The following is a 15,108-nucleotide window of genomic DNA, read 5'->3' as shown; positions in this document are numbered from 1 at the left end:
TTTTGCACGTGTAAACCTAAAGCTTTATCGCTAACTCAGCACCTTGACGAATTGCGCGCTTAGCATCAAGTTCTGCAGCGACATCAGCACCACCGATCAGATGAACAGGTAACCCCGTATTTTGCATCTCTTCAAGAAGCGTAAGGTTAGAGACTTGCCCTGCACATAACACCACATTATCCACAGCCAAGATTTCATCTTGTTCACCAATGGTAATGTGTAAACCTTGTTCATCGAACTTACGATAGTTAACGCCAGTTTTCATCTTAACTTGATGTTTTTTCAGTACCAACCTATGTATCCAGCCTGTAGTCTTACCTAAGCCTTTACCCATCTTGCTCGTTTTACGTTGTAACAGATAGATATCCCGATGCTCACTGGCTTCAACCGGCTCAATTAACCCGCCACGCTCAGAATAGCCCTTATCGATCCCCCACTGCTTTAACCACTTATCTGGTTGCAATGTGGTTGATTCTGGCTCACAGAGATAATGCGCCATATCGAAACCGATGCCGCCAGCTCCGATCAAAGCAACGCGCTCGCCAAGTGTGACTTCACCATTAAGCACTTGCTGGTAGTTCACCACTTTAGGATCATCGAAACCGGGGAGGTTTATGCTCCTAGGTACCACACCCGATGACATGACTATTTCATCAAATTGCTCATCCCTAATCACAGAAGCATCAAGCCTGGTATTAAGACGCAGTTCAACCTTATGTAGTTTCATCTGATTGATGAAGTAACGTATAGTCTCATTAAACTCCTCTTTACCCGGAATTTTTCGTGCTAGATTAAACTGTCCGCCCACTTCAGACTTAGCTTCAAATAGCACCACTTCATGTCCTCGAGTCGCAGCATAAACCGAGAACGCCATACCAGCAGGTCCAGCTCCCATCACAGCTATGCGCTTCTTTTTAGGCGTGGGTGTAAAATTCAGTTCAGTCTCATAACACGCCCTTGGATTAACCAAGCAGGTTGCACGTTTAAGTGCAAAAGTATGATCAAGGCAAGCCTGATTACACCCTATACAGGTATTAATAAGCTCAGGAGTGTCAGCAGCGGCCTTGTTAACAAAATCGGCATCGGCTAAGAAAGGTCTCGCCATAGAAACCATATCTGCTTGACCCGATTCGATAATATGCTCGGCAATCTCTGGCGTATTTATTCGATTGGTTGCCACAAGCGGAATAGTCATCTCTCGCTTGAGTCGCTCAGTTACCCAAGCAAAACCACCTCTTGGCACACTAGTCGCAATCGTAGGTACTCTCGCTTCGTGCCAGCCGATCCCAGTGTTGATAATGGTCACACCCGCTTTTTCTAGTAACTTAGCAAGTTCAACCACTTCATCCCAACTAGAACCATTATCAACAAGATCCAACATCGATAATCTAAAGATAATAATAAAGTTATCACCGACGCGCTTTCTGATACTGCGGACAATCTCTAGTGGAAACTTAATGCGATTATCGAAACTACCGCCCCATTCATCGTCTCGCACATTGGTACGAGATGAGACAAACTGATTAATCAGATAACCTTCTGATCCCATCACCTCAACACCGTCATAACCCGCCTTTTGTGCCAAAGCAGCCGATGAGGCGTAATCTTTTATCGTACTGCGAACTTGTCTGGATGACATTGCCGAAGGCGTAAAGGGCGTAATGGGGGATTTAATTTTACTCGGTGCTTGAGAAAAAGGATGATAACTATATCGACCGGCATGTAGAAGTTGCATACAAATTTTGCCACCCGCATCATGAACAGCCTGAGTAACCACTTGGTGTTTACCCACTTGCCACGGATAACTGAGTTGGCAAGCATTTGGCGCCAGTCGTCCCCGTAAATTGGGCGAGATCCCGCCAGTAACAATGAGCCCTACACCACCAATGGCTCGCTCTTTGTAAAACTGTGCTAGTTTCTCAAAACCGCCCTTTTCTTCCTCTAGGCCTGTATGCATGGATCCCATAAGCACACGGTTTTTTAACTGAGTAAAGCCAAGATCTAAGGGTTCTAATAAATGCGGAAACGACATTCAAACGTCCTTTTAAAACAACTGATTTAAACCAGCATACCTCTTGTATTACCTAAGCTCAACTAGTTGTTCAAAGCCACAGCAATAGATTCCTTTACAATTGATTTTTCCCTATAGGAGAAATTTCAGTTAGCATAGTCATATTGAAGTAAAATAGGATTGGACAATGTCCGCAAAACCCTCATTAATAAAAAAATTATTTGTGCTTTTATGGAAAACCATTAATGGAACTCGAAAGTTAATTCTTAATGTTATTTTTTTCGGTCTTCTTATCGCTATCATTGTTGCAATGAACATAGATGAAAGCGTCAATATTGAAACAGGTTCAGCATTGGTACTTAACTTATCTGGTTCTATTGTTGAACAACAGAAACAGGTAGATCCTATCAAAGCGGCCATGCAGAGCACTAAAGATCATAACGTCGATGGCGAGATATTGCTGGCCGATGTACTGAACGTCATCGACAATGCTGCCCACGACACTCGTATTTCATCGATAGTATTGAATACCGGACATCTTCAATCGACCGGAATAAGCAAATTGCAATCTATTGGTGATGCTTTAACCCGTTTCAAAGAATCAGGCAAGCCTGTCATCGCCATATCAAATTGGTATGGTCAAAATCAGTACTTTCTCGCAAGTTATGCCGACACCATCTATCTCAACCCACAAGGCGGTGTTGAGATGGAAGGATTGAGCCGTTATCGACAATATTATAAGTCAGCACTGGATAAGCTTAAAATTAAGGCTCATATCTTTCGCGTTGGCACATTTAAATCGGCAGTTGAACCCTATATCCGCGATGATATGTCTCCTGCAGCTAAAGAAGCCAACTTGGCCTTGTTGACCGATATCTGGGGCAGTTACCAAGAGGTTGTTTCCCTCAATCGTGAGATCGCAGATGAAGATCTCGTACTCAGTGCTGAACGCTACATGGCAGAACTGGATAAAGCGGAAGGAAAATCAGCGCAGATGGCGCTCAACATGAACTGGGTAGATGAATTAGCGACAGCAGAAACCTTCAGGCTCAAGATGTTGGATCTCGTTGGTGAAGCCAGTGAAAATGCTCAATTTAGACAAATTGGTTTTCATGACTACCTGAGTCTAACGGCACTTCATCCCCAATTACTCACTAACGACACTGTCGGCATTGTTATCGCCAAAGGGACTATTCTCAACGGCAACCAACCTGCTGGTTCCATTGGCGGAGAGAGCACCTCTGAATTGCTTAGAAAAGCGCGCTTTGATGATAATGTTAAAGCCGTTGTATTACGAGTTGATAGCCCTGGTGGCAGTGCTTTTGCTTCTGAGCAAATAAGACAAGAAGTACTGGCACTGAAAACTGCAGGCAAGCCTGTCGTTGTCAGTATGGGCAGTTACGCAGCATCAGGCGGCTACTGGATCTCTGCCAGTGCCGATTACATTTATGCCACACCAACCACTCTCACTGGCTCTATTGGTATCTTCGGTATGGTGACCACCTTTGAAGACTCATTATCTAGCATAGGTGTACACACCGATGGTGTTGCCACATCTCAGTGGGCAGGTGTTTCTGTCACTAAAGGACTCACTCCTGAGATAAAAGATGTCATCCAACGGCATATTGAACGTGGGTATCGCGACTTTATATCATTAGTCGCAACCGAACGCGAAATGAGTTTTGATGATGTCGACAATATTGCACAGGGTCGGGTTTGGTCTGGTAAAAAAGCGGTCACTCTGGGTCTAGTCGATGAGTTAGGCGATCTAAAGCAAGCAGTCGCTAAAGCTGCAGAGATGGCACAACTGGACGATTTTGACAGTGAGATAATAGAACAAGAGTTAACGCCCCAGGAGCTATTTATACAAGAGATGTTAGCTTCAGCAGCAATGTATCTGCCACAATCGGCGAGTCACAGTTCCGTGCTTGAACAACTATTCTCGCAATGGTCCAGTGCGATAGATGAGTTCAGATCATTCGATGATCCTAATGGCATGTATCTGTATTGCGACAGTTGTAGCTTCTAACGGCTCCCTTTGATGATCTCAAGCCCGATATACGAGAGTTTATCGGGCTTTTTTATGGCATTACATACAAAATTAACCATTAATTGGCTAATGCCATTGGGCTGAACGCCCTGAGCAAGTATACTCCTGCCCATCAGTGACCATTAGAAGTTCATTATGACAAAACGCTCCATTTACGTTGCCTACACAGGCGGCACCATAGGTATGCAAAAAACCGCTCAAGGATTTGCTCCCGTAGCTGGCTTTCTTACCAACTGTGTTAATTCTATGCCTGAATTCTTCCATGAAGATATGCCGGACTTTGTCATACATGAATACAGTCCATTAATGGACTCTTCAGATATGGCTCCAACCGACTGGCAGAGGCTAGCTAACGATATTAAAGCTAACTATGACCTCTATGATGGCTTTGTTATCTTACATGGCACTGACACCATGGCCTTTACTGCTTCAGCTCTCTCTTTTATGTTACAAGGGCTCTCAAAACCTGTGATAGTAACAGGTTCTCAAATTCCGTTAGCTCAATTGAGATCAGATGGACAAACCAATTTACTAAACTCCCTCTACATCGCAGCAAACTATCCAGTTGCAGAGGTCGGTCTCTTCTTCAATAATAAATTATTCAGAGGCAATAGAACCACTAAAGCCCATGCCGATGGATTTGGCGCTTTTGCATCACCTAACTTCCCTTTACTTCTCGAAGCAGGCATCAGGATCCGCATGAAGGCTGGTAAAATTGCAACAGCGGGCAGCAAAAAGCTGCAAGTGGCGACCATTAGTCCACAACCGATTGGCGTCGTCACTCTCTACCCAGGGATCACCACAGATATCATTGCCAATATTTTACAGCAACCGGTAAAAGCACTCATTATCCTGACTTATGGCGTTGGTAATGCACCGCAAAACCCTGCTCTATTGCAGGTATTATCTGATGCCTCTTCTCGAGGAATTATTCTGGTTAACTTAACCCAATGCTTACAGGGAAAGGTCAATATGAAAGGCTATGCGACCGGTCATGCTTTAGAAGCGGCAGGCGTAATTAGTGGTGCCGATATGACCACGGAAGCTGCATTGGCTAAGTTGCATTATTTGCTATCAAAGTCTTTGACGCCTGATGAAGTTCGAGTGGCAATGCAACAAGATTTAGTTGGCGAGTTAACTGAAGATTAAGTGAATACATGGTGTGAATAAAACCACTAAAGCAGGATTGAAAGCAATTTTTCAACCCTGTTTTTATCTATTCTTTAAAGATCTTTTTCTTTAAACTCAGCAATAGCTTCACCTTTAAACTGCTTCTTTAACTCAGTTTTAGAAAGCTCATTTAAGGTCCCTTCACGACTAATCGTGAAATGATCCGTCTGGTTAAGCCTTTTAGCTTGGTACAGCATAACAAGCTGCATCGTCGACTCACGCTGTTCTTGCGTCAGTACGGTGCCATCTTCCCACTTGCCCAACTCTACACCGCTACGAAGACGGTCATACACAAGCTCCGGCATCTCATCAATAATCTTATTTATCTCTGCGCTCATACTTTTTTCCGTTTATGCATCACAATTTGCAAGCGGGTGACAAGGTAACCGACAAAGCCCAACACAAAACAAGCTGCGCCAATATAGGAGCGAACACCTTCTGCTGTTTCACCGCCCCAAAACCACACAACCACACCAGCAATAAACACCGTCATGGACAAGAGTCCTTGATTAACAAGTTGATTCGAGCGTTTAATGTGATTAATGGTACTCAACACCTGACGATCACCCGATAACCGACTACCACAGTATTGGCACTCACTTGCCTTATTGGAGATCCGTTTATTACAGCTAGGACATTCGATTAATGCCATTTTATTACCTCAAAAGCAAAGCTATTAGCGCCATCAGTTTAACGCTAATAACCGTAAAACATGAGTTATCGTAAGTTATCAACGACCGCTAGCATTGCAGTCAAAGAGGCTTCACCTAAGTAGATGGAACGCTCTGGTGACCATCCAGCCATAGGATCAGGCATATTGTCATTGTCTTTAAACGGCATCTCTAAGGTATTTGAAAGACAGGTGAATGTCTCGGCAACCCAGTTTGAGGCAACCGTCATGTTAGCTTTGCCCGGCTCATCTTTATCATAACCAAATTCAGATTGGAAATCTGCACTGAGCAATAATAGTGCATCGACAAATTGCTGTTGCAACTTAGCCATACGTTCATTATAAGATGGCACGCCTTCGCAACCAGCAAGGAAAACAAAAGGCAGGCCTTCATCACCGTGTACATCGTAAAAAAGATCCACCCCGGTCTCTTTCATCTTATTGGTGACATGATAAACCTCAGGGCTTTTCTCCAATGATGGGCTCTGCCATTCACGGTTCAAGTTAACCCCAACGGCATTGGTTCTCAAATGACCACGTGCACTTCCATCCGGATTCATATTAGGCACAATATAGAAATTGGCTTTATCCAACAGGGCCAGAGCATTGACATTGTCACTGTCTAACAAGCTATTGAAGAGCCCTTCAACTAACCATTCTGCCATGGTTTCGCCCGGATGCTGACGTGCCGTGATCCAGATGTTCGCTTTAGATTCATCGTCATCACCCACTTTAACTAACGTCATGTCACGGCCATCTAAGGTTAAACCTAAATGCTCAAGACTGACTAACGGGTGAACTTGGACTGAAGCGAGAAGATCTTGATGGCGCTCATAACTATAGGGAGCAAAGTAGGCAATCTGAATCGCATCACAATCAAGCTCCACTGTGATAGTCAATTTTCCATCTTTGTATTCAGTTGGAAGACGAAACCACTGTTGTCTGTCGTACGTCGCAACGGCTTGATAATTTTCCCAGCCTTTGGGATAGGAAGCTGAGCCAGCATTGACAATATTTAGCAGGTATTGACTGCCAATTTGGCCTTCTAAACGGAAATTGAACCACTGATAAAACTCATCGCCAACATCAGGGCGAATAGCCAGTTGCACATCTTTAATATCATCTTGGTTGATGACTTCAATATTACCACCATCAAAATTAGCGCTGATCCGCATAACCTATCCTTTATGTTTTCAATGAAGATAAGCCGTGAACGACTTATCTGATACACATAGGATAAACGAAAATGCGGCACAGAACAGCTTGAAAGGTGAAAAAATCACACTATATTACGTACATTTAGTATCACTTTATTGCCATCAAGTTGCAAAACTGTATCCGCGTCCTCTAACGGTATTTATTAAGCCTTTAGGTAACTTAATGTCCGCCAGTTTTCTACGGGTATTACTTACATGCATATCTAAATTTCGATCGAATCTGCCAAGTTCCTTTTGCAAGACACCACGTTGCAACTCTTGCTTAGTGATCACCTCTCCTTTTCGATCAAACAAATACTTAAGTAACTTAAATTCTGTTTGGGTTAATAATACCTTCTTGGATGCGATAGAGACACAATAGTCCAAATCATCAAACTCAACTTCACCTATAAATTCAATCGGGCATATACGTTCCGAACGAATTAAATCTATACGTCGTTGGAGTGCAGCCATACGCACTATTAACTCTTTAACACTAAAAGGTTTACTGATAAAATCGTCAGCACCCAACTCATAACTTTTGATCCGATCACTTTCACTGTCTACAGCTGAAATAATGATCACTGGGATCGGCTCCTTTCGCGCTGCCAACAGAGCAAAACCATCTAGATGTGGTACCATAATATCCAGCAAAATTAGATCGGGACTTTCATTCTCCAATATAGAGAATGCAGTAATACCATCTTTTGCGCTGACAACATGATAGCCTTCATTGACGAGTACTTGCTCTAATTGCTCTCTAAAAGCGAGATCATCATTAACTAACAGAACCTTTCTCATTACAACCCTAATGCAAATACGAATGATTATCATCACAGTACTATAGTCAATTGTGAATCGCTAGTTATTTTTATGACCGATATCAAATTTACCAGTAAGATCAACTGATGAAATGTAAAAATAGTTAATCATCAAACACAAAAAAGCCAGATCATCTCTGGCTTTAGTGAAATACACTTAAGTACGCCTTAGTTAATTACTTATTTAACATTAACTTACGTACATACTTAACAGGTGCACTGCCATAGCTTAAGAAGTTCTCATGAAAGGTTTTAAGGTCAAACTGCTCACCCTGCTTTTCTTTTAGCTCTTCACGAAAATCGTAAATTTCACGATATCCTGAATAATAGCTAGTAAGCTGAACTTGACTTAATGTTGCTCTGCGCCATTTACCTTCAGCTTCCGCTTGTTGTTGAAATGCTTCGTTCATCATAAGGTCTAATGCTTGCTCTTCAGTCATCCCTTTTACCTGAATGCTGTAATCGAGGATGGTGTTGGCGATAACGCGCAGATTCCACTTGTAATACATCAGCCACAACTCAGGTTCAAAGTTACCGTAGCCCTCCTCAAGCATCATACGTTCAGTGTATACCGCCCACCCCTCAACCATAGCCCCATTACCGAACAAGCTTTTTATCAAACTCGGTGACTCATTGGAGTACACCAGCTGAGTGTAATGACCAGGTATCGCCTCATGAATGTTCAACACCTGCAATATCCAATGGTTATATTCACGTAGATAACTTTCAGCGGATTCATCATCCATAGCATCAAGCGGCGTTACATTGTAATAGGTATTACTCGATTTCTCGTAAGGGCCAGGAGCACTGATAGATGCGCCAGCAAACCCTCGCATGTATGCTGGTGTTTCCCTAACAACTAGTGGTTTTTCTGGATTAAGTGTCACCAAGTTTTTCTCATTAACAAACTTTATCAGTGCAGGGATTTGAGCCCTGACTTCATCGACAAACGCTTCACGCTTTACATGCTTAGAAGACAGCTTATCGATCAATTGCCGTGTTGCTTTGTTTTTATCATTTGGCTGTGGAGTGGTGAAATAGGTAGACCAAAGTTGAGTCGTTATCTTCGCCATCGCTTCCTGAACTCGGGATTTATCGGCCTGTGCCTTTTCATACAAGGCTTTAGCGCTCATACCCGCTTGAATATCAAAGGAGAATTTTTGTTCATAGAGTTTCTCGCCAATTCTAAAACTGCGAGCTCCCTCTTTTGCCAATTGAGTTTCTAATGCTGATAGCCACTCAATGTGTTCATTAATGGCCTGTGTTGCCGCGTTAAAACGTTTTGTGAACAGCGTCTTCTCATCTGTTGTTAGTCCAGAATTTTTTGCTGTAGCCAGTAAATCTTCTGAAAAAACCGAAAAAGCCCCCAGATTCTGCATCTTAGCTAACTGCGTATGTTCCAACGTAGGCTTAACAATGTTACTTCGCGCAGCTTCATAATAAGCAGGGACATTTTCCATTCGAGAAAGTACAGAGCGAAGTCGGGAATCAATTGGGGCAAAATCTTCATTAATCAGCTGAGCAAAGCCACCTGCAACATTGTAAACACTTGGGTTCCATTGCCAAGACTTAAAGGTATTGATATCCCATAAATCCCTCTTTAGTAGATTCTCTATCAAACGATAATCAATCAGTTCGTTGGCTGTGAGTGTTGCGATATCAAACTTCGCCAATTTAGCCAATTGTTGCTCGTTAAACGCTATCGATAATTGGCGAGTTTCATCATTGGGTACTTTTAATATTCCATCGTATTTATGGTAGCCACTGTATAGTGCCCAAGTCGGCGATTCTTGCCAAAAATCATTCACAAATTGCGATGTGAACTGGCTAAAACTCACTTGTTCCTGTGATGCCGTGACTTGTGGAGTTTGCATGGTATCCGCTGACTGACAAGCAGTAAGCCCCGCTAGTGTGAACCCAATGATTAGCGACAACTTTACTTTTTTCATACCTATTCCCAATTCATTATTATTGTTATTTAATCTTTGTATTAAAAAGACCCTTGTATCATTTGCGGGATAGTAAACCATGTATCACAACATTTTTCAGCTCCAGTATCCATGTTGAAACATAGCGTTACAACTATGCCACTCTACTTTAGGTTTTCTGTGGCCCACAACTTTACATCGGCAAATCGATATTTCTCAAATTGTGCAAAACCACAACACGCTCTCATCTTGAGTTTGGTAAATATAGGGGTCGTCAAACCACAAAGAAAACGTGCAAGCAAAACTGGCGTACATGCAGCTCCGAGTTTGGTGATGGCATCTGAACACACTTGATTAACGTCATATTCATCAAGAGGCTTTAGATATAGAGCCTGAGGGAAAATAGCTGGTTCGCCGCGACAAGGTGAACACACTCCACAATCTTGAGTCATCTGCTCATCAGCAAAGTAATGCGCAAGCTGGCGGCTCAAGCATTCAGTGGAGGTAAATAGAGCCACTAGTTGATTGATTCTGGCCACTTCACTGATCTCCTTATCAGTAAAGCGTGCTGACAATGTCGCTGTCAGTGCTTGCCCATCAAACTGGCTGTCCAGAATTTGATAAACTTGAGTCATCTGCTTACTTTGCAGTTCAATCATCCCTTTCTCGTCGAGGTAATTAATCGCTTTTAATACCCGCTGCCTGTCACTCGCATAAGATTGATTTAACGTATCAAAGTTGACACTAGACCAGATCTTAGCTCTATCAGCAGTCGAGAAAATAGCACGAATAAAATCGCGTCTCTCCTCTTTGAAATACTCAATAACTTCAGCTTCTGGGATGAGAAACTTAAATTTATACTCAGCGAAGTAGCTATAGGTTGGCTTAATGATGTTTAACAGTTCTAAATACACCAATAAAGTCTTCAAGGATAAAGGCCGAATATTGGCTTGATTAGAGAGACTATTGAGCACCATTTCCCACTGAGGTTGTGCTGTCCCCATGTGCGTGTGCGACGCTTTTATGATCTCCTTTAACACCACCGCAATACCACTTGGCTCAGGCGTGTCACCAAATACAAAGTTCTCTAATGTACTTAGATTATCTCCATTCGCCAGTACCAGACAGTCAGAGTCACCACCATCTCGACCTGCTCGCCCGATCTCTTGAGCATAATTTTCAATCGATTTAGGCAGATCATAATGAACAACAAAGCGTATATCACTCTTGTCTATGCCCATACCGAAAGCGATGGTAGCAACAATAATCCCCTGACTGCCTGACATAAATTCATGTTGTATAGATTGGCGAATATCAGATGTCATGCCTGCATGATAAGCTTTGGCCACAATGCCTCGTGCGCTAAGTTGTGCGGCAACCTGCTCTGCAGTTTGTTGCAGGGTCACATAGATGATCCCTGCACTATTGAGTCGAGGTTGTAACCAGTGAGAAAGATAATCTATCTTTTCTTGACTTCTCAACCCTTTAACACCTAAGTGTAAATTAGGACGATAAAAACCTGTCAGAATCACATTGTCAGTTTGGATCCCAAACTTACTGCCCATGTCTTGAATCACTTTCGGTGTCGCAGTTGCTGTTAACAGTAGGGTTTGCGGAATATTTAATTCCTGTCGATATCTTGGCAATTTAAGATAATCAGGACGAAAATTATGACCCCACTCTGAGATACAATGCGCCTCATCAACCACTAGAAGTGAAATAGGCACTTCGGCGATAAACTGCCTAAATCGCTCATTATTCAACCGCTCAACTGAGATCATTAAAATCTTAACCTCACCGGTGCGAACGCCTCTCATGACATCATTACCCTGCTCCCGACTTTGAGCTGAATCAATGCTCGCTGCGGCGATGCCTTTGCTCTTAAGAAAACCTATTTGATCTTGGATCAAGGCAAGCAACGGAGATACCACTAAAGTCAAATGAGGTAAACAAAGAGCGGGAAGTTGATAACAAAGTGATTTTCCCGATCCTGTTGGAAATATTGCTGCTGCGCTTTGACCGTTAAGAAGCGCCTGAACAACTTGCTCTTGGCCTGGCCTGAATTCACTGAAGCCAAAATGTGATTGCAATAATTGCTGCACGTAGGAGTACCTGCTATTTATGGTAAGAAGTGATTAAATACTATGGACACTGGCCCAACATTATTAGATTAGTTTTTCTTTATCAGTGAAAAACTGGCTTGTATAGGATTATGATCTGATGCCTGTGTAGGCGTTGCATGTGCCTCGATGAGATCAAGGCCGCTGTAATAGAGATGATCTAACGCTAACCCAAAGACTCGGTTACGCTTATCAATAACATATTTAGCTTCAGTCATGCCCAATTGCTTCGTAAACTCTCCTATCATATCAACACGTCCCTGTCGCCAAGTGTTGAAGTCGCCAGCCATGATAACAGGCCCTTGATGTGCCTTTATCTGCTCGGCTAACAAAGAAAATTGTTGTCGGTATGCCTTTAAACGCCAAGCAAAGTTGATCCCGTGTAAATTGACCACTAACAATGTTTCACCATTAGATAAAGGGTATTTAGACACTAACGCAGACTTAGCAAAGCGGATCCAAGGTTCAATTGCTTGATAAGCACAGGCTGATTCAGCAGCAACTTTTGCGAGGTTCATCACCCCTATCGGCGTTTTAAAAACCTTAAATGCCTTGGCCATCAAGACTTGATGATCATTTTCTTGCAAGAAGTTTTTCAAGCCCGTTGATAATTTAGCTTCTTGAAGTAAAACAAGTTCACTGCTTTTAACCAGTTCAGTAAGAACAGGGTTCCAGCTCGACCTTTGTTGCTTGTAGATGTTCCAAACACTGACATTAAGTTTGCCATCTGTATCTAAAGGCTGTATCGCAGTCTCTTCCACACATTGAGACAAGAAAAGTGGCAATTTAGCACTGCTCATGATCAGTTTCTCTCCATTGGCTTCATTGACAAGGTAAACATAGCTAGTAACTCCAAATAAGAGCAAGGTAACTAAGCAAACTGTTATTTTGAATTTGAGTTTCAATTTTATCATCCAATTCATTAACTTTAGACTGAGGCTATGATTCTATCAATACACTCTGGCACTGATCCAGCCTAACAACTCAGGTTATCAGGCAATATCTATCTGTATTAATATCTGAAAACAATGCACACTAGGCGCTTGATTCAATCATGATTTGAATACTAACCCCAAGCAGAGAATATGGAACAGTTTTATCAAATTTTAACCTTAGTAGGTCTATTTGCATACTGGTTAATCGCAGCCGGTGTCGCAATTCGAGTGATCATTAAACGTCGCAGTATCGGTGTCTCTTTAGCGTGGATGATGGTTATCTATTTCGTGCCATTTTTTGGCGTCATTGGTTATCTTCTTATCGGTGAACAAAATTGGGGGAAAGCACGAGAAAACCGGGCAAAGCTAATGTATACCCCCTATAGAGAATGGTTTGCCGATCTGTTTAAATTTCGTCAATATCAACCTCAAGAGTTGAGTGAAAATGGTCATTCAATCAGTGCTCTTTGCGAAAATAGGCTAGGCATACCTTCATTAGGCAACAACCAACTCGAGTTGCAAACCAGTCCACAAGAGATCTTAAGTTCGATGATCTCAGATATAGAGAGAGCAAAAAGCTCAATCAACCTCGAATTTTATATCTGGTATCCAGGGGGGTTGGCCGATAATGTCGCTCAGGCATTAATGGATGCTGCTGACCGTGGTGTTGAGATTAAACTATTACTGGACGCGGCTGGAAGTCGCCAATTTTTTAAAAGCCATTGGCCAAAAAGGCTTAAACAAAGCGGTATTGAAGTCACCAACGCCCTACTCGTGAGCCCATTGAGGATGTTTTTCAGACGTCTTGATCTGAGAATGCACCGTAAAATTGTCATTATCGATAACCATATCGGCTATACAGGCTCAATGAATATGGTCGATCCAGCCTTTTTTAAACAAAGTGCCCATGTGGGTCAATGGATCGATGTTATGGTGAGGATAACGGGATCAAATGTTCCAGTACTGAATACCATAAACAGTTGGGACTGGGAGGTTGAAACCAACCATAGACAGCTTCCTGAAGCGCCACAATGCATTAGTCTGAAAAAAGATAGTCCTATTGATATTCTACAAGTCATCCCCTCTGGACCCGGTATGCCTAATGAGATAATCCATCAGGTTTTATTACTTAGCATCTATCAGGCTAAATCTAGCATTGTTATCACCACGCCTTACTTCGTCCCTAGCGAAGGGCTAATGTGTGCACTAGTCTCTGCAGCACATCGTGGTATCACCGTTGAATTGATCATACCCAATAAAAATGACTCAACCATGGTCAAATGGGCTAGCCGTTCTTTCTTTAGCGAGTTGCTCAGTGCTGGTGTTAAGATCTATCGGTTTAAAGGTGGACTACTGCACACTAAATCCGTTGTGATAGACCAAAATCACTGCCTGATAGGTACAGTTAATCTTGATATGCGAAGCCTATGGCTTAACAGTGAAGTAACCCTCGCTGTTTATAATGTCGCCTTTACTCAAACCTTAGCTAAATTACAACAGAGCTATATTGATGATTCAACATTGGTCGATCATCAAATATGGATGAAACGTCCTGTATATAAACGAGTTATCGAACAGTTCTTTTATCTGTTCAGTCCTCTCTTGTAAACATAACCCAAAAACACAGGAAAAATCCTCAGCTCTAGGTTCAGTCATTTACAGTGAGACAATAAACACTCGATTTGACTATCTAATATGCAAACGATTGAATTGTCAGTTTTATCACTTGACCATTTCAAAGCTTTTGCGTAAAGTACGGCTCCGTTAACAGGGAAAGCCCGTCAGCTCGGCTTAGTAATTTGTTAACGATTTCCACCTTGTAAAAGCAATAAAATTTGGTGAGTTGGCTGAGTGGCTGAAGGCGCACGCCTGGAAAGTGTGTATGGGTTTATAGCCCATCTAGGGTTCGAACCCCTAACTCACCGCCATATTTAGATTGAGGCCTAGTATTTCTTGTAAAAGAATACTAGGCCTTTTTCGTATGTGTAATTATTGATATTGAATCATGAGTTTATAACGTATCAATGTAGGGTTACTTCTTTTGTAAAGAGTCCTAACTCACTGACATATTTAGACGAAGGGTTAGCATTTCTTATAACAAAGAGTGCTAGCCCTTTTCGTTCTTCAATTAGGCTGTTAGTGACTTTAATCGAAAACAATAAAAAAGCCCTATCTGACGACAGGGCTTCCAAATTGCTTACTAAGTT

At 42.3% G+C, this 15,108-nt stretch carries 11 protein-coding genes and 1 tRNA gene; 4 read left to right on the top strand and 8 right to left on the bottom strand.

Annotation, left to right across the window (positions count from 1 at the left end; translation table 11 throughout):
* Positions 1 to 16: 16 nt before the first annotated feature.
* Entirely contained in the window at positions 17 to 2,032 is a 2,016-nt protein-coding gene (locus tag HWQ47_RS12935) for an NADPH-dependent 2,4-dienoyl-CoA reductase (protein WP_269971516.1), read from the bottom strand.
* A gap of 166 nt (positions 2,033 to 2,198) precedes the next feature.
* On the opposite strand from HWQ47_RS12935, the gene sppA reads away from it, so the two are divergent.
* Both sppA and ansA read left to right on the top strand, forming a co-directional pair.
* Entirely contained in the window at positions 2,199 to 4,040 is a 1,842-nt protein-coding gene (gene sppA / locus HWQ47_RS12930) for a signal peptide peptidase SppA (RefSeq protein ID WP_269971515.1), read from the top strand.
* 156 nt (positions 4,041 to 4,196) lie between these two features.
* Positions 4,197 to 5,210, top strand: coding sequence for an asparaginase (gene ansA, locus HWQ47_RS12925; RefSeq protein ID WP_269971514.1), 1,014 nt, complete (start codon positions 4,197 to 4,199; stop codon positions 5,208 to 5,210).
* A gap of 74 nt (positions 5,211 to 5,284) precedes the next feature.
* On the opposite strand, the gene HWQ47_RS12920 is transcribed toward ansA, so the two are convergent.
* The 7 genes from HWQ47_RS12920 to HWQ47_RS12890 all read right to left on the bottom strand — a co-directional run bounded on the left by HWQ47_RS12920 (position 5,285) and on the right by HWQ47_RS12890 (position 12,880).
* Positions 5,285 to 5,569 carry a YeaC family protein gene (locus HWQ47_RS12920; protein ID WP_269971513.1) on the bottom strand — a complete coding sequence of 95 codons (285 nt, stop codon included), beginning with the start codon at positions 5,567 to 5,569 and terminating at the stop codon, positions 5,285 to 5,287.
* Positions 5,566 to 5,883 (bottom strand): zinc ribbon domain-containing protein, encoded by a 318-nt coding sequence (locus tag HWQ47_RS12915; RefSeq protein ID WP_269971512.1) that lies wholly within the window; start codon positions 5,881 to 5,883, stop codon positions 5,566 to 5,568. Before HWQ47_RS12915 ends, HWQ47_RS12920 begins: the two co-directional genes overlap by 4 nt.
* Positions 5,884 to 5,948: 65 nt before the next feature.
* A complete protein-coding gene (locus HWQ47_RS12910; protein WP_269971511.1) occupies positions 5,949 to 7,076 on the bottom strand; it encodes a M14 family metallopeptidase in 1,128 nt (375 codons plus the stop codon).
* A 144-nt stretch (positions 7,077 to 7,220) separates the two neighbouring features.
* Positions 7,221 to 7,898 carry a response regulator transcription factor gene (locus tag HWQ47_RS12905; protein ID WP_269971510.1) on the bottom strand — a complete coding sequence of 226 codons (678 nt, stop codon included), beginning with the start codon at positions 7,896 to 7,898 and terminating at the stop codon, positions 7,221 to 7,223.
* A 196-nt stretch (positions 7,899 to 8,094) separates the two neighbouring features.
* Entirely contained in the window at positions 8,095 to 9,867 is a 1,773-nt protein-coding gene (locus tag HWQ47_RS12900; RefSeq protein ID WP_269971509.1) for a DUF885 domain-containing protein, read from the bottom strand.
* 143 nt (positions 9,868 to 10,010) lie between these two features.
* Positions 10,011 to 11,948 carry a RecQ family ATP-dependent DNA helicase gene (locus HWQ47_RS12895; protein ID WP_269971508.1) on the bottom strand — a complete coding sequence of 646 codons (1,938 nt, stop codon included), beginning with the start codon at positions 11,946 to 11,948 and terminating at the stop codon, positions 10,011 to 10,013.
* Between the two features lie 68 nt (positions 11,949 to 12,016).
* Positions 12,017 to 12,880 (bottom strand): endonuclease/exonuclease/phosphatase family protein, encoded by an 864-nt coding sequence (locus HWQ47_RS12890; protein ID WP_269971507.1) that lies wholly within the window; start codon positions 12,878 to 12,880, stop codon positions 12,017 to 12,019.
* Between the two features lie 171 nt (positions 12,881 to 13,051).
* Here HWQ47_RS12890 and cls point away from each other — a divergent pair, with 171 nt between their 5' ends.
* Complete coding sequence (cls, locus tag HWQ47_RS12885; protein ID WP_269971506.1) at positions 13,052 to 14,509, top strand: cardiolipin synthase; 1,458 nt, start codon at positions 13,052 to 13,054, stop codon at positions 14,507 to 14,509.
* 229 nt (positions 14,510 to 14,738) lie between these two features.
* Positions 14,739 to 14,829: transfer RNA gene (locus tag HWQ47_RS12880), tRNA-Ser, on the top strand.
* Positions 14,830 to 15,108: the final 279 nt, after the last annotated feature.

This window comes from Shewanella sp. MTB7 (assembly GCF_027571385.1).
Lineage (GTDB): Bacteria > Pseudomonadota > Gammaproteobacteria > Enterobacterales > Shewanellaceae > Shewanella.
This window is presented reverse-complemented; position numbering and strand designations above follow the sequence as displayed.